This window comes from Alphaproteobacteria bacterium (genome assembly GCA_018063245.1).
Lineage (GTDB): Bacteria > Pseudomonadota > Alphaproteobacteria > JAGPBS01 > JAGPBS01 > JAGPBS01.
The window spans coordinates 1-14839 of sequence record JAGPBS010000012.1 but is presented as its reverse complement, the minus strand read 5'-3'; the positions used below and the strand labels follow the sequence as shown (position 1 = coordinate 14839).

13 protein-coding genes, 1 tRNA gene and 1 pseudogene are annotated in these 14839 nt (G+C 39.2%); 4 read left to right on the top strand and 11 right to left on the bottom strand.

The features are described from left to right. Nucleotides 1-929: 929 nt before the first annotated feature. The 10 genes and pseudogenes from KBF71_02625 to KBF71_02580 all read right to left on the bottom strand — a co-directional run bounded on the left by KBF71_02625 (nt 930) and on the right by KBF71_02580 (nt 9144). A pseudogene (locus KBF71_02625) lies at nt 930-1013 on the bottom strand (energy transducer TonB). Between the two features lie 1877 nt (nt 1014-2890). Continuing rightward, nucleotides 2891-3580 (bottom strand): hypothetical protein, encoded by a 690-nt coding sequence (locus KBF71_02620; protein ID MBP9877212.1) that lies wholly within the window; start codon nt 3578-3580, stop codon nt 2891-2893. Then, nucleotides 3567-3959, bottom strand: coding sequence for a cytochrome c-type biogenesis protein CcmH (locus tag KBF71_02615; protein MBP9877211.1), 393 nt, complete (start codon nt 3957-3959; stop codon nt 3567-3569). The genes KBF71_02620 and KBF71_02615 overlap by 14 nt, the downstream gene beginning before the upstream one ends. 8 nt (nt 3960-3967) lie before the next feature. Continuing rightward, nucleotides 3968-4483 (bottom strand): redoxin family protein, encoded by a 516-nt coding sequence (locus tag KBF71_02610; protein ID MBP9877210.1) that lies wholly within the window; start codon nt 4481-4483, stop codon nt 3968-3970. Nucleotides 4484-4487: 4 nt separating this feature from the next. Continuing rightward, on the bottom strand, nt 4488-6452 hold the full coding sequence (locus KBF71_02605; GenBank protein ID MBP9877209.1) for a heme lyase CcmF/NrfE family subunit: 1965 nt from the start codon (nt 6450-6452) through the stop codon (nt 4488-4490). Beyond that, complete coding sequence (gene ccmE / locus KBF71_02600) at nt 6452-6880, bottom strand: cytochrome c maturation protein CcmE (GenBank protein MBP9877208.1); 429 nt, start codon at nt 6878-6880, stop codon at nt 6452-6454. Before ccmE ends, KBF71_02605 begins: the two co-directional genes overlap by 1 nt. Before the next feature lie 143 nt (nt 6881-7023). Continuing rightward, nucleotides 7024-7752: a heme ABC transporter permease gene (locus KBF71_02595; GenBank protein MBP9877207.1), complete on the bottom strand. Its 729-nt coding sequence runs from the start codon at nt 7750-7752 to the stop codon at nt 7024-7026. Between the two features lie 22 nt (nt 7753-7774). Further along, entirely contained in the window at nt 7775-8440 is a 666-nt protein-coding gene (locus KBF71_02590) for a heme exporter protein CcmB (GenBank protein MBP9877206.1), read from the bottom strand. After that, nucleotides 8437-9030: a heme ABC exporter ATP-binding protein CcmA gene (gene ccmA / locus KBF71_02585; protein ID MBP9877205.1), complete on the bottom strand. Its 594-nt coding sequence runs from the start codon at nt 9028-9030 to the stop codon at nt 8437-8439. The genes KBF71_02590 and ccmA overlap by 4 nt, the downstream gene beginning before the upstream one ends. A 38-nt stretch (nt 9031-9068) precedes the next feature. Further along, a tRNA-Thr gene (locus KBF71_02580) sits at nt 9069-9144 on the bottom strand. 150 nt (nt 9145-9294) lie between these two features. Here KBF71_02580 and KBF71_02575 point away from each other — a divergent pair. Beyond that, complete coding sequence (locus KBF71_02575; protein ID MBP9877204.1) at nt 9295-9645, top strand: hypothetical protein; 351 nt, start codon at nt 9295-9297, stop codon at nt 9643-9645. Nucleotides 9646-10043: 398 nt separating this feature from the next. On the opposite strand, the gene KBF71_02570 is transcribed toward KBF71_02575, so the two are convergent. Next, entirely contained in the window at nt 10044-12020 is a 1977-nt protein-coding gene (locus KBF71_02570; protein ID MBP9877203.1) for a lytic transglycosylase domain-containing protein, read from the bottom strand. 58 nt (nt 12021-12078) lie between these two features. Here KBF71_02570 and KBF71_02565 point away from each other — a divergent pair, with 58 nt between their 5' ends. The 3 genes from KBF71_02565 to KBF71_02555 are packed head-to-tail and all read left to right on the top strand — an operon-like array spanning nt 12079 to nt 14678. Then, nucleotides 12079-13014: a 4-hydroxy-tetrahydrodipicolinate synthase gene (locus KBF71_02565; protein MBP9877202.1), complete on the top strand. Its 936-nt coding sequence runs from the start codon at nt 12079-12081 to the stop codon at nt 13012-13014. Between the two features lie 40 nt (nt 13015-13054). Next, nucleotides 13055-13558: an SsrA-binding protein SmpB gene (gene smpB / locus KBF71_02560; protein ID MBP9877201.1), complete on the top strand. Its 504-nt coding sequence runs from the start codon at nt 13055-13057 to the stop codon at nt 13556-13558. Beyond that, nucleotides 13542-14678: a nicotinate phosphoribosyltransferase gene (locus KBF71_02555; GenBank protein ID MBP9877200.1), complete on the top strand. Its 1137-nt coding sequence runs from the start codon at nt 13542-13544 to the stop codon at nt 14676-14678. Before smpB ends, KBF71_02555 begins: the two co-directional genes overlap by 17 nt. Nucleotides 14679-14839 lie beyond the last annotated feature (161 nt).

Here is a 14839-nt window from a genome sequence, read left to right as displayed (position 1 = left end):
TTCGGGTTCACTTTTGGCCTTGGAGGCATAACTGGCCTTTTCGGATTAACAACAGGGCTCTTTTTCGCATCCCCTTGAGGGGCAACAGGTCTTTTTTTCATTTCGCCGACAGGTGGTAAAACGAATGCGCCTTTTGGGGGAGGATTTTTAGGATTTACCCGAAGTCCTGGATTTTGAGGTTGGTCATTAAATTCACTCGTGGCGAGTAGAACTGCCCTCATGACAAGATAATGAGGTAAAACTTTCTTTCGTTGATCGAGGGGATCAGTTGGTACAACAAGTTCAAAATCAAGGAGTTCAAAAAGATTTTTGAGAGCTTCTTTAACGGCTTCATCACTTTGGTAACCCATTTGCGTTTTCATTTTTTCATAAAATGCAGTGTGGCGTTCATTGTCGCGATAAAGAGTTTCCATGAACGAATTGCTCTTATAGTCTTTTCTGATTCTCATCTCCCTATCATTTGCATAAAAGTTATGATTCGTTTTGAATAGAAGCTTTAATTCATCTGTTGAGAAATGAGAGAGCATTTTCACAACAAGTCCATTACTGTTGCTCAGATAATGTATTTTCAATCTATTAATTTCACCATTATATGGGTAAGACGCAGAAAGTGTTAAAGGTTCAGAATAAGATGCTGGATAGAAAGAGGCATCACTTGTGAGCACATCTTTAATGATTCCTAGATAAGTTGCCCCAGTGAGGACTCTTCCGGCTACAGGCGCATTCTGTGGGCCTGAATTCACCTGCGGTCTTTGGTTGCTCATTCTCAGTCTGTACCTTGCTGACTCTTGTTCAACAAACTCATCAGGTGTTAAAAATGCTGAAGGGTTGTCCTCATATTCTGCGTAGAAACCAGCGATCACTTCATCCGGAATTTCAATTTCCTCAACTGGCAAAGCAACTGGCACCGGTCTTACAGGTGGTGCAGTAGGATTGGGTCCAGGATTCGGATTCGGGTTTGGTCTCTTTCCAGGCATAACGGGAGCTGGATTTGGATTCGGGCTCGGATTTGGGGCGACAACCACTTCATCTGCATCATTCTTAAAGGCAGATACGATTGCACAATAGATGATAATTGCTTGGGTTTCTCTGATGTTTGGTGTTCTGAGACCACCATATCCAGTCGGAACTGTCATATATCTATTGTTACGATATTGTCTTTGTATCCGTTTATCTGTTTGCATAAGATTGAGGGACAAGAATATATCATCGAAATTACTTTTCCTTGTCTCAAGACTCTCTCCTGGAAATGCATTCCTAACAGAGAGATTCCCATCAGTTAAGGTTCTAAAGAATGCATCTGTGAGTTGTCTCAGAGATTCCTGAGTCACTGATCCACTCAAGAAATCTTCTCTTAATCCTCCTTTGGTTAAGTCAAAAAGAGTTTGGATCTGCTTTTTTGTGAGTGATTTCATAACTGCAGTAAGGTCATCAGACATCTCAAACGTTTGTGTCAATTCACTAATCAAGAATTGGAAAGGGCCAGGCGTATTTTTTAAATTATCAATAATTGTTGTTTTATCAAAATCAGTTAGAAGCTCACGAATAAAAGTCTGATGATTCGCTTTGGTTACTTTTGTGTCTCCATTTGCGATAGCCACTGTTGTTAGATTGCTAGGTAGAATCGAGTTAAGAGGTGGAGGGTTTACGGGTGCAAATGGGTTCACAGGGGGCATAACTGGGTTTGGATAAATTAAATTCCCCCAATTGTTTAAAGGGTTATTTAATGGAGGTACAGGATTTTGACCACGTAAACGTGCCGGCAGAAGACCTATGATGCTAGGAGGAGCGGCATTTACCAATGCAGCAAATCCAGGTTGCCCTTCTCTGATGCCGTTAATTTCGTAAACACCGTTGATCTGATTTATAGAATACAATAGGGGATTGACTGGATTTGGATTAACAACAGGACCAACAGGTGCTGCTGGCATGAAACCATTTGGATTGATTGGAACCAGGTCTCCACCAAACACAACAGCTTGACGACCAAAAATTCTGTCTGCAGTGTTTCTGTTATCTTCTGATGCTCTGATATAAAGAGAAAAGAGTGTATCATAAGAGGCTTTTGCTTCAGCTTTCATGCCATCAAGCGCGGGATTCACTCTCTGAACAGGTTGAGGGTTTAAGTCTTCTAGCAGTTGAACATATGATCTACCTTTGAAATAAGTCTGATCTGCACCTGTAAAATATTTTTGCATGGTCGCTGGAAGTTGTTCGATATTGATTCTATTTATAAGTGGCTGATTATAAGCTGCCATTATTATGTTATTTATGTGCGGTGCAACTTTTTGTGCCTTCGCTAGGCCCATGATGCCCCTTACACCGTCTTGAATTTGTTTTTCAATATTTGCTGTATTCACAGCTGGAGCAATTTGACGTGGGGCACAAACATCTCTCATAACTTGCGTATTCAAAAGAATATAGTCAATTGTTTTATTGCGATCATCAAAATGACTGATTTCATCTTTTAATCTCTTGATTTGCTCCTGGTTTAAATTATAGGCCGCAGCAAAAGAAAGGATAGCCATCAGATCCAATTGAAAGTTACGCGAAAGAGCTGAAGGCATATATGTCATATAGACAAAATTAAAACCATGACCAACCATAGGCGCATTGCGAAGGATATCTGTAAAATTTTTATGAGCCAAAAATGCATGACTGGGTGCATTATATTGTGCTGGTAGAGCAGTAGTGTTTTCTCGTTGTACTCTAAAGTTATCATGATGAGCTAAAATTCGCATAATAAATATTCCTTATATAACAAAATGTGATAGATTTTAAAAAAGAATGAATTGCTAAAAAAATCATTACTCAATAGTCTATGCGATGATTATATCAGTATTTTACCTAAAAGGCAAGGGTAATTTAATTGTTTATTAATGATAGTTGTTTATTTCGGTGGCAACGGTTTTGGAACGATTGATTCAAAATCCAACTTCTCTTCTTGTGCAAGTAGTTTTAAAGTTTGCACCATTTCAGCAATAAAAGGATCATCGGCATGCATCTTCTGAATCATTTGTCTTAAAATAGCAATTGCCTTCCGATTATCGCCTTTTTGAGCATGATAAAGAGCAAGATAATAGCCTATTCTTTCATTTGATTTATCAGTCAAATCAAAAGCCTTTTTGAGGTCATCTCCAATCTCTGTTGAAATCTCACCATTTTTTTCCAAAATACGCGCCTCAATCCACTTGGCTGTCATGGCAATATTATCTGGATTAGCTTTCACATATTCCCCGAGCCATGCTGCCAATTTGGAATAGTTCTGTGTTTTATCATAAAAAGCAATGAGCAACTGCAGATCAACAGGCACATCTGTTGATTCGCCTGTCTGTATTTGCTTTTCAATTTTTTGGACTGCTTTTAAGGCATCTTCATTTGGTTTGATTATCTGAGGCAAATCTGCAATATTTGGAGACCCAAAATGATTGTATAAAATTAAAGTTGTCATCGGCACAATAATCACAATGATATATTTGAGTATTTTAAAGGGCATAATCATCACTTTGAGCAAGAAAGCGAAAGCAATCGCTGTAATTCCTGCAATCAGAGCCCAAAAGATCAAATCATCGAGAATCATGCTGAACACCTCTATTCATCCTAACAACCCAAATGACGCCGCTGACAAATAAAATAAGTGGCCCTAACCATAAAGCCGAGCTCAAAAATGAACCCTTCGGTTCAAAAAAAATTGTTTCGCCATAGAGGTCACGCAAGTAGGTATGAATCTCTTCTTCTGATTGATTTTGGAGAAGACTTTCTTTCACATAGTTTTTGACAGCAATTGCCATGGGGGTGTCTGATTCAAAAACAGACTGAGCCTCGCACGTTAAGCAACGCAAAGAACGTGTGATCTCTTGGTAGTTAGCCTCTTCTTGAGACCTTAAAAGAGCCTCCTCAGCCTGTGAAAATGACAAAGGCCAAAAATAAAAAATAAAAATTAAAATCAATCTTTTCATATTTTTATTTATGCTTTCTCGTTTAACTTATTAAGAATTGGCATCAGTGATTTTTCTAGCATAGATTGATTTAAAACACCCAAATGATGGAAGAGAACGGCACCATCTTTTACGCGGATTAAAAAGATTTCAGGCACACCTCTGAGTCCAAAGGAAAGAGCGAGCTTACCTGTTGTGTCATGAGTCACTTGTTGATAGGGTGAGCTCTCTTCTTTGAGAAAGGCATTTAATTCTTCAGGCCTATCTTGAAACGCAATGCCAACAATCGGAAAAGGAGAAAGTTGTGAGAGTGTCATAAGTTTTTTGTGTTGAACATGACAAGCCTCACACCAACTTGAGAAAAACTGAACAAAAACATAATCTTGTTTTGACATTTTGTCAGATAAGGCGAGGTTTTGAATTGGCACTTTTCGGGTAGGCTCTTCAGATTTTAAATCGAATAGATTGCTTTTAAAAGCATATGTTGCACATGCAAAAACAATCAATATGGTAGCTAAAACAATATATATTCCTTTTGAGTGCATCAATTTATCCTTTTCTTATTTTATTTGTGAGGTGTATCAGTCCACAAACTGAACCAATAAACATGCCTAAGGCTCCTATCCATATCCAAAGTGCAAGCGGATAATGATAAAAGCGAATTTGAATATGATCCTGCTTTGAGCCTGACTCAATCGGGCCTAAAACAAGCAATGCATCTTCTAACAAGCTAGTGGCAATAGATGTTTCGGCTAAATCATAATTTGCAGGTACATAATAGCGTCTTTCTGGCGTAAAGGGAGGAAAAACTTTACCCTCTTTCTTCACGTGGACATCTGCTTGCAAAGATTGATAATTTGAGCCTTGTGTTACATGCATATCTGTGAAATAAAACTCATAGGCGTCAATTTGCTTTTTTTGGCCGAGTTTTAGCGTTTGTTCTGTAATAAAGGCATAGCTTGAGGCAATGCCAAGGGCAAGAAGCATGATGCCAAATCCACCATGTGCAAAAAACATCCCAAAATAGCCGATTGAAAGCGATTTTTGCTGACGACGACGCCACCAATGAATGACTGTAAAGACACAAATGAAAATACCGGAAACAGTTGCGGAAAAAGGCATGAGCAATCCATGTCCATAAATCCAAACAATTGCGAGCAAGATCGCAAATGTAATAGAGAGAGCCAGAATTAAAAAGGAAGATATTTTTGTAAGGATACTTCTTTGATAAGAACAAACAATCCCTAAAAACATGACAAGCGCGAAAGCAGGTAAAAAGAGAGCAAAGATTTTGTTGAAATAAGGAGCGCCAACAGCGATCACCTCTCCATAGAGAGCCTCATAGAGCAAAGGCACAAATGTGCCAAGCAAAACAACAAATGAGCCAAAGAGCAAAAAGAAGTTACAGAGAACAAACATCATCTCACGACTGAAAAAGGAAAAAGGCAAAGCCCCCTCATCCTTTAAAAGCTCATCGCGCTTGATAATGAAAATACTTAAAGTCACGAAACTCAGAAGGGTAAAAAATCCAAAAATGAAGGATCCGCGTAAGGGATCAGAAGCAAAGCTATGTACGGATGATAAAAGACCTGAACGTACCAAAAAGGTGCCCATAATGCTGAGAATAAAAGAAAGACTCGCCAAAACGCATACCCAGCCTTTCATGATTTTTTTCTTTTCATACATCAGCAAAGCATGAAACAAGGCCAAATTTAAGAGCCAAGGCAAGAGAGAGACGTTCTCAACAGGATCCCAGAACCACCAGCCTCCCCAGCCTAATTCGTAATAGGCCCAATAAGATCCAAGAGCAACAGCAAGCGTTAAAAGTCCCCAGGAAAGCAATACCCAAAAACGCATTTCTCGAATGACGCGCTGAGTCAATGTTTCGTAACAAAGTGCGGTGAGTAAAAGCACAAAGGGCACAAGAAGACTCGCATAGCCTAGAAACAATAAAGGTGGATGGATGATAAAAGCTGGATCCTGGAGCATTGGGTTGAGTGATTTTCCTTCTCCTCCTTCAAAAACGTGACGTAAGAATGGATTAGAGGTCACAATCACAAAGATAGAAAAAAGACCAAAGATGACAAAAAGTCCGCCAAAAAGGCTCGATAGAAAAGCTGTGCGGCTGCTGGATAAATGAACAGATTTTAATCGATAAAAGAGCAGAGAAATAAAAATCAGTTGAAAACAGATCCATAGAAACATAGATCCTTCATGATTTCCCCAGAGAGCTGAGATCTTATAAATAAAAGGATCAATTGAACTACTATGTTTGAAAACCAATGAGACAGAAAAGTCCGATGATAAAAATGCATCCAGTAAAGCAATCAAGCAGATGATGGTTAGGATAGCAAATAAGATTAAAGCGCGTTCAATAAAATCAGGAACCCATTTTTGGAGCTGGTTTTCACTGATACGACTTTCAATCCGTGGCAGCATAAACAAGGCAAAGGACAAGATCAAAGACAGAGCTGTCTGCAGAATAAAACAATAGTGAGCCACTTCAATGAACATCAGTCGCTCTTTCTCTGGTTTTGCTCAAGTTTTTTTGTGAGCTCAGGTGGACGATAATTCTCATCATGCTTTGCAAGCAATTCTTTTGCAACGAAATGATCTGGTGATTGAAAGCGTCCTTTAGCAACAATACCCTGCCCTTCACGAAATAAATTTGGCACAAGCCCTTGATAATCCACACGGACTTCATGATTGGTATCTGTGAGTGTAAAGTGAAGCAACTCTCCTTCTTTTAAGATAGATCCTTCTTTCACCAGCCCACCTAAGCGGATTTCCTTTTGTGGCATTCCTTTTGTGATGATATCTGATGGCGTATAGAAAAAGATGATGTCTTCCTCAAAGCCTCTCAAAAAGAAGAAAACTGAAAGTGAAATGCCCAATAACATGAGGCAGATGAAAAAGAATCTCTGTTGTTTTAAAGATAGCATGGCGGCTTATTCTCTCTCAGAGATCAATTGATGTAATTTCCTCTTATGATGGCCTCGTACTGTAAAAATACGTACAAAGCTAACAAAAAAGACAGATAAGACAAAAAAATAACAGTAAGAAATGGTTGGTTCATCAAGAATCATCAAGATATTCCTTTCTGTTTCATCTGAAGTCTTTTGATTTTACGTTCCCATGAAAGGCTTTGCATCCGCCATAGGGTTAGAAGGCCATATAAAAGAAAATAAGCACAAGCCATCCATAAAAGAGGCACTAACATATCGGGGTGAATAGATGGTCTTTGGAAGGCTCTAAAACTAGCAGGCTGGTGAAGTGTCTGAAACCAATCAACCGAAAATTTAATCACAGGGATATTGACAAGGCCAATCAGCACCAAAATGGATGCCATTTTTTCTCCCTTTTCAACATGTCGATAAGCATCTTTTAGAACCCAATATCCAATATATAAAAAGAGCAGAATCAAAACGCTGGTTAAACGCGCATCCCAAACCCAATAGGCTCCCCAGGTAAGATTTCCCCAAATACTGCCTGTGATGAGACAGATAACAGTAAACATCATCCCGAGTGGCGCAACAGATCTACAATAGAGAGAGGCTAGATTATGTCTGAATATAAGAAAAATAGCTGATGCAATACCCATTGATACATAAATGAATAAGGCCATCCAGGCTGCAGGCACATGGATATACATTAAGCGAACGGACTCACCTTGTTGGTAATCAGGTGGAGAAATATAGAGTGATTGATAAAGCCCATAGGTTAATGCGCCTAAAAATAAACAAAGCAATAGGGGCGTCAGATATTTACTGAGCATCAAAAAACGTGTTGGTTGTGAGAGGCCAAAAAAATTCATGACGATAAATCCAGATCCTTTTTTATTCTTTTGATTTCCGCAGAACCCATGCAGCACTATATGAGCTTACTGAGGCTAGCATAATCGAAATCCCGCCTAAAATCCAAAGAAAAGCATCAACTTTCTCTCCCACTTGTAAAATTTGGGCAAGATTCATTTCTAAGAGTAATAAAGGGATCAATAAAGGCAAAAGAACAATGCCAAGCAGATAGATTGTTTGTTTCACGCCAACCAAGAGAGCTGCAATAACGGAGAGATAAGATAAAAGAATAAAACTCCCCATCACAAGAGAAAGCCCAAATTGAAAAACAACCACCTCTGTAAAGCCTAAAAGAGCGGCCAAGAAACTTGAGATGAGAATCAAAGGCAGAAAGAGAAAGGACCAGATAGAAAGGCTTCTGCAAAAGATGAAATATGCAAGCGAGATAGGCGCTGTCAGATAAAAATCGAGCAGACCACTCTGTTCATCTTGCTCAAAAAAGAAGTCTAATGCCAGAAAGCTTGAAAGCAATATACAGAGCCAAACAAGGCCGGCGAAAGTTGAAAATGAGAGAATACCTTCTGACTGAAAAGCATAAAGAGCAACACTCAAGAAAATCAGAAAGAAGAGAGAAATTGAAAGAAAAGAATGACGATCCGCGGATTGTCGCTTGAGCTCAAGGATGAAAAATCTGAGGAGATATATCATGACTTTTCTCCAAAAGTCAGATCAAAAACCTTAAAGGGAAGCTGGATTGCTGAGGGCGATTCGTGCGAAGTCATGACACAGGTTCCATTACTTTGAATAAATGAATCAATTTCAGACCATAAAAAAGTATGGGCTTCTTGATCAAGTCCTTGAAAAGGCTCATCCAATATCCATAATGGTGAATCTCTTAAAAATAAACGCATCAAGGATGCTTTGCGTTTTTGACCATAAGATAAATCAGACATTTTTGTATCTAACCAATCCTGTAATGAAAATGAGTTCAAAGCTCTATGGCTCCTATCACTTTGTGTGCTTCTTAAAAAATGGGTGTAATAGTCCAGCATCTCTGACAATGTGAGCTGGTCATGTAAGGCATTTAAATGACCGATGTAAAGAGAGGTTATCTTCGTTTGAACGCTGCCGGTTGAAGGTTTCAATATGCCTGAGAGCATTTTTAAAAGTGTTGTTTTGCCGGCTCCATTTGGCCCTTTGATAAGGTAAAGACCTGGTTTTTGGATCTGTAGAGTTATTGACTCAAACAAAGGAATATCTTGGTAAGCATAAGACAGGTTTTGAGCATCGAGAATCATTTTTCTTCTTCTAGTAGAGCTCTGTTAAGGAAAAGAAGTGGTGCCGCTTATAGGACTCGAACCTACGACCCCCTCATTACGAATGAGATGCTCTACCAACTGAGCTAAAGCGGCGCCTACTGATTTCGATATTCTATATGGATCGCCCCAAAGATACAAACAAAAATTTTTCATTCCTCTGCTTGCGTGATGGTGATTATCATATATACTTTTACTGCTTGAACAATAGAGTGCTTAAGCCTATCAGAATGAAAGGAATATAAAATGCCTACAATTGAAATAGTTTGGAAAGAAACGCCAAGTATGGGTACGACAAAACAAGGTGAGTTTAAATGTGATAATAAAACATATCATGTTGAATATTATCCAAACAAGAATGTGACAATCTCTAATCGTTACTTAGACAAAATTAGCCTTCCTTGTCCAATTGCTCATTTGATGGCTTTGAGTCCAAACAATGCAGTGAAAATTAATAGTCCTCAATTTGGTCATTTAAAGGATTTTGTCTTATATTTTACTCATCAAAGTACTGTGAGAGCTGAGGACATTAGTTCGACTCTTCATTGCGATCTTGCTGAAGGTGTTGCGCTTGCGAATCTAATTACTGCTGTTTAGTTGGTTGAGTCTTTTACTTAACTTTTGTCACCCCCGCCTCTTCTTTTGTCATTCCTGCGACCTGTCGACCGAAGCCTTGGCGTAGGTGGAAAGCAGGAATCCGGGAAAAACGACAACCAGTACGTCATGCCGAACTTGTTTCGGCATCTTCCTGTAATTATAGGTAGATCCTGAAACGAGTTCAGGATGACTCTGTGTTTCAATATTTCTGGACACCTGCGCAGGTGTGACAAAAAAGGGGCACGGGGTAATAAAACTGTACACTTATGGGAAGGTAGTACACTCGTTTTACTCGTTCGCAATGACGAAGGTCATAGTCATCCTGAACTCGTTTCAGGATCTGTTCTTCATTACACAAAGATGCTGAAATAAATTCAGCATGACAAAGAATGCCCCTCTCACTGCGCTTTTAAATCATTCACAGAAACAACTTTTGACCTATCTGCGCTTTGTGACAATTTCACCTTGTACACTCTTGAATTTTCTAAAACGCGCTGAACGTAGTTTCGGGTTTCTTGGAATGGAATCATTTCAATCCAATCAGCTTCACTCATTTTGAGCTCTTTGGGATGTCCATATTCTTTGATCCATTCAGAAACGCGATTTGGACCTGCATTGTATGCCGCAATGGCAAGGACTTTTGATCCATCAAAACGATCCATCAATTGGTTGAAAAAAGATGTCCCAAGCTTCATGTTGAAAGCAGGATCCCCTTTTAGCTTTTGAGGCGAATAAGAGAGGCTCTCTTTTTTGGAAATAATTTTGGCTGTTGCAGGTAAAAGCTGCATGAGGCCAACTGCTCCTTTGTTACTTAAGGCATCTGCTTTAAAGTCACTTTCTTGACGAATCAATGCATGTGTCATTGCATTTTTCCGTTGATCTTTATGAACGGGGCTTTCTTTCAGCACTGGAAAGGCTTGGGTAAAAACACCCATATTGGCATTCATGCCTTGCCTTGCTATCCGTGCAGATAGATCAATAAATTTCAATGATTGTGCCAGTTCTGCAGTTTGATAGTATTGTTCTTTTGTCTCTGCACTGTTTGCGAGTGATCTGATAAGGCTCCGAGATAACGATCTATTCACCTTGATCAATTGTTTTGCCAATTTCACACGAGGGTCATTCTGGAAGGCTTGTTTTTGATCAGAGGCAATTGATAATTGATCTATGATAAAATTCTTAGACTTTTGTCCCTGCTCTTTTGCTGCCAACTGGCCGTAATAGGTATTTGGGAATTGAGCAGCACTTGTGAGATATTGAGAGGCACCTGCTGAATCATTTTTGTCGCGTGCCACTTTTGCCATCCAGTAATAAGCACGTGATTGTGAAATAGGGCTACTTGTTGCTTTTTGTAAGGCTGTAAAGTGATTCAGGGCAGTTTCTTTATTCTTGAGAAATTTAAGAGCAATCCAGCCGCTTAAAAATTCAGCATCTGCAAAAGAGGCTCCTTCTTTTAAGCCATGTTGTGAGGCGATCTTATAGGCTCGTTGATATTGTTTGTCTTTAAGCAAAGCACGCGCATAGTAATTTCTCTCAACCCACATGTTCTGTGTTTGCGGGAAATGAATGTTTTTAGACTCAAGCAGTTCCAGAGCTTCTTTATCCGCTTTGCGTTTATGACGCCATTTCACGCGTAAATAATTAAGTGTTGCATCATTCCTGAGGGATTGAGGTACTTTTTGTAAAGCATGAGCAACAGCTGGGTGATTTTGAGCCAAAGCAAGCTTTGCTGATGCAAGGGCTTTTTGATCTTGAGGCAAATGAGGGATGATTTTTTCAGCTTGATGAAGTTGATTTTTTTCAATCAGGAAATTAAAGCGCTGAACATGATCTTCAACATTCAATTGCGATTTATAAAGACTTAAAAATTTTTGCTGTGTAGGTACAATGAATTGAGAGCCTCTCCAAAATCTTTTGACTTCTTTTGAAAAAGCTTCTCTTCCTTTTTGTGCTTCAACGGCTTTTAAATAGATCATCATACCTTCAAGCCCTTGAGGTTCATGGTTTGAAAACCATTCCATGGCAAGCTTTGTATTATTTTCACGGACTAAAGCCTGTTCAGCATTTTCTTGAATAAGCTTAATATCGGGCCATGTTGGATTTTGACGAATAAAGGAAACCATGTCAGTAGCTGATGCTGGGCATGTTTTATTCTTGTAGCACATCCATTGAATAAAGGCTTTGGTCTCAGGGTTTTTCTTTTGCACCGCAATTTTTTCAAGGACATGCCATTGTTTTTGTGATGCCGCATTGTACAGAAAGCCTAGTGAGTCATCTGCATTTGCATCGATTGCAAAGCTTGAGGCTAAACCAAAGAGAAGGAAAAATCTGCAGAGACGTTGAGAGATAGAAAGTCTTTGTTCTATTGATTGCATTTTGAGTCCATTTCCTGTTATTCTTTTTAAGGTCCAGATTATAAAAAAGGAGAAAAAGATGTTTGAAGGATATTATACGGCTCTTATAACGCCTTTTAAAGATAATAAAATAGATGAAGATGCTTTTCAGAAAATGATAGAGCGTCAAATTAAAGCAGGTGTAACAGGCGTTGTTCCTTGTGGTACAACAGGTGAAGCCCCAACTCTTTCAATCTCTGAACATTATCGTATTTTTGATTTAACGATGGAAGTTGCAAAAGGGAAATGTCAAGTCATTGCGGGTACTGGTTCGAACCATACAGCTCATTCAATTGAAACAACAAAATATGCCAAAGAGGTTGGTGCTGATGCTGTTCTGAGTGTTGCTCCTTATTACAATAAACCAACACAACGCGGTATTTATGCTCATTTTGAAGCAATTCATGACGCTGTTGACATTCCAATTATTTTATATAATGTGCCTAGCCGAACCAATGTGAACATGAGTTTTGATACAGTTTGTGCTTTGGCAGAACTTCCTCGGATTAAGGCAATTAAAGATTGTTCTGGTGATATCACCATGCCTCTTAAATATCGCCAAGCTTTAGGAAATGATTTTAAAGTGCTGACTGGCGATGATCCTGTAGCAGGTGCTTATTTTGCGCATGGAGGAGATGGATGCGTTTCTGTTGCCTCTAACCTTGTGCCTGAACTCTGTGTTCAGTTTTATAAAGCTTGGAAAGAGGCTGATATAGCTACTTTTACAAAAATAAGAGATCAATTGGCTCCCCTCAGTGATATTTTGTTTTGCGAAACAAGCCCAGGTCCTGTAAAATATGCAGCAAGCTTAATGGGTCTGTGTCGTGATGATGTGAGATTACCGTTGGTGACAACGACTGAGGAATCAAAAGAAGCAATTCAAGATGTAATGAAAAAGTTGCATCTCTTGACTCATGAAACATCAGCCATTGCAAGCTTTGCAGATTCAAGCGGATATCCAATGCAATTTTCTTGATTGAAATTCATGCATAAGGCTGCCGCATATAGAGGAAAAAATGGCGGACAAAGAGAAGCAAGAACGCGCTAAAAAGTTCATTGCACAAAATAGAAGAGCAAAATTTGATTACTTCATCGATGAAGTTTTTGAGGCAGGCATTATGCTTTTTGGTAGCGAAGTTAAATCGCTCAGAGAAGGCCATGCCAGCGTGAATGAATCTTTTGCAGCACTTGGTAAAACAGAAAATGATGATTCAGTCATTATGCTCTATAATGCCTATATTCCTGAAAATCAACATACTGGTAATTATTTTCAGCATGAGACTAAAAGACCAAGACAACTTTTGCTCAGAAAAAAAGAAATTACACGGCTTGCACAATCTGTGAGCCGCAAAGGAACAACTATCGTTCCTCTCTCAATGTACTTTAATGAAAAAGGTAAAGTTAAAATAGAGCTTGGTGTTGCAAGAGGTAAAAAACTTCACGACAAGCGTGAGACTGAAAAAGAGCGCGATTGGCAACGTGAAAAAGCAAAAATCATGAAGGATCAGAAGAGTGAGTAAGAAAATTCAAGATCAATTGTCGGGCACTGCATGGGTTGATGAGTATTTTCTCAAAACAAAAAAAATTGTTGAATCACATGGAGATGCACACGTTACATATGCTATCTTTATGCGTAGGCCTGTTTTGTCGGCCCCTCGCCTTGCAATCAATTGGCTCAAAGAAAAAGAATTAGAACGCAATACTCAATTTCAGATTGATCTTTGCTATCCAGAAGGTGCATGGGTTGGAGCGGGTGAGCCTCTGATGTATGTTTCGGGTCAATTTTCACAGCTTGTTGATCTTGAAACTGAGCTCTTAATGAAAATAGGACCGGCATGTGTTGCAGCTTACAATGCCTTTAGCATGTGCTCGACCTTGCCTAAAATTCCATTTTTAGCAATGGATGCACGTCATTGTGCAGGTCATGACATGGCAGAGCAAATGTCATATGCTGCTTCAGTTGGTTCTGCAAGCGCAAAAGAAAAAGCAAAAGCAATCGGATTTATTGGCAATTCAATTGCCGCAACGTCCCATTATTTCGGGAATGAAAAAGCAATGGGGACAATGCCCCATGCTCTCATTGGCTATGCAGGTTCAACATTAAAAGCAGCAGAACTCTATGCAAAGACATTTCCGGATCAAAGCCTAATTGTTTTAATTGACTACTTTGCTCAAGAAATTACAGATTCACTTGAGGTTTGTTATCATTTTTCAGCAGAAGCTAAGTCTGGAAAACTCTCACTTAGAATTGATACGTCAGGTGGACGCTATGTTGAAGGTTTAGATCCAACACAATCTTATGCTGTTCTTGAAAAACATTCACCTAAATCAATCAGAGGATTTAGAACAGAAGATGAGCTTAAGCATTTGGTTGGCACTGGCGTTTCAGCAGCTGGCCTGTTCTGGCTTAGAGAGAATTTAGATAAAAACGGTTTTGAGCAAGTGAAAATTATTGCCTCAAGCGGGTTTGATTATAATAAATGCCTCTTAATGGCTGAAGCCAAAGCGCCAATTGATATGATTGGCACAGGCTCTTTCTTGCCAGAAAAATGGAGAGAGACCTACGCAACTGCTGACATTATCGATTATGATGGTAAGCCGCGCGTCAAAGTTGGTCGTGAATTTTTGTTTCGTAAATGATCTGAGTTGTCTGAAAAAAATCAATTTTGTCATTCCTGCCTTCGTGTACAGACCGGAGACATAGGTAACGAATGTGCGGGGACATAGGTAACGAAAATTGATAAACTTTACGGCAAAAATGGGAGATCTAAAATGCCGTGGTTAGCAAAAGGAGTTATCGA

Coding starts and splice junctions, on each gene's coding strand:
- KBF71_02620 (MBP9877212.1), bottom strand. CDS start 3,580: ATGATTCTCGATGATTTGATCTTTTGGGCTCTGATTGCAGGAATTACA.
- KBF71_02615 (MBP9877211.1), bottom strand. CDS start 3,959: ATGAAAAGATTGATTTTAATTTTTATTTTTTATTTTTGGCCTTTGTCA.
- KBF71_02610 (MBP9877210.1), bottom strand. CDS start 4,483: ATGCACTCAAAAGGAATATATATTGTTTTAGCTACCATATTGATTGTT.
- KBF71_02605 (MBP9877209.1), bottom strand. CDS start 6,452: ATGTTCATTGAAGTGGCTCACTATTGTTTTATTCTGCAGACAGCTCTG.
- ccmE (MBP9877208.1), bottom strand. CDS start 6,880: ATGCTATCTTTAAAACAACAGAGATTCTTTTTCATCTGCCTCATGTTA.
- KBF71_02595 (MBP9877207.1), bottom strand. CDS start 7,752: ATGAATTTTTTTGGCCTCTCACAACCAACACGTTTTTTGATGCTCAGT.
- KBF71_02590 (MBP9877206.1), bottom strand. CDS start 8,440: ATGATATATCTCCTCAGATTTTTCATCCTTGAGCTCAAGCGACAATCC.
- ccmA (MBP9877205.1), bottom strand. CDS start 9,030: ATGATTCTCGATGCTCAAAACCTGTCTTATGCTTACCAAGATATTCCT.
- KBF71_02575 (MBP9877204.1), top strand. CDS start 9,295: ATGCCTACAATTGAAATAGTTTGGAAAGAAACGCCAAGTATGGGTACG.
- KBF71_02570 (MBP9877203.1), bottom strand. CDS start 12,020: ATGCAATCAATAGAACAAAGACTTTCTATCTCTCAACGTCTCTGCAGA.
- KBF71_02565 (MBP9877202.1), top strand. CDS start 12,079: ATGTTTGAAGGATATTATACGGCTCTTATAACGCCTTTTAAAGATAAT.
- smpB (MBP9877201.1), top strand. CDS start 13,055: ATGGCGGACAAAGAGAAGCAAGAACGCGCTAAAAAGTTCATTGCACAA.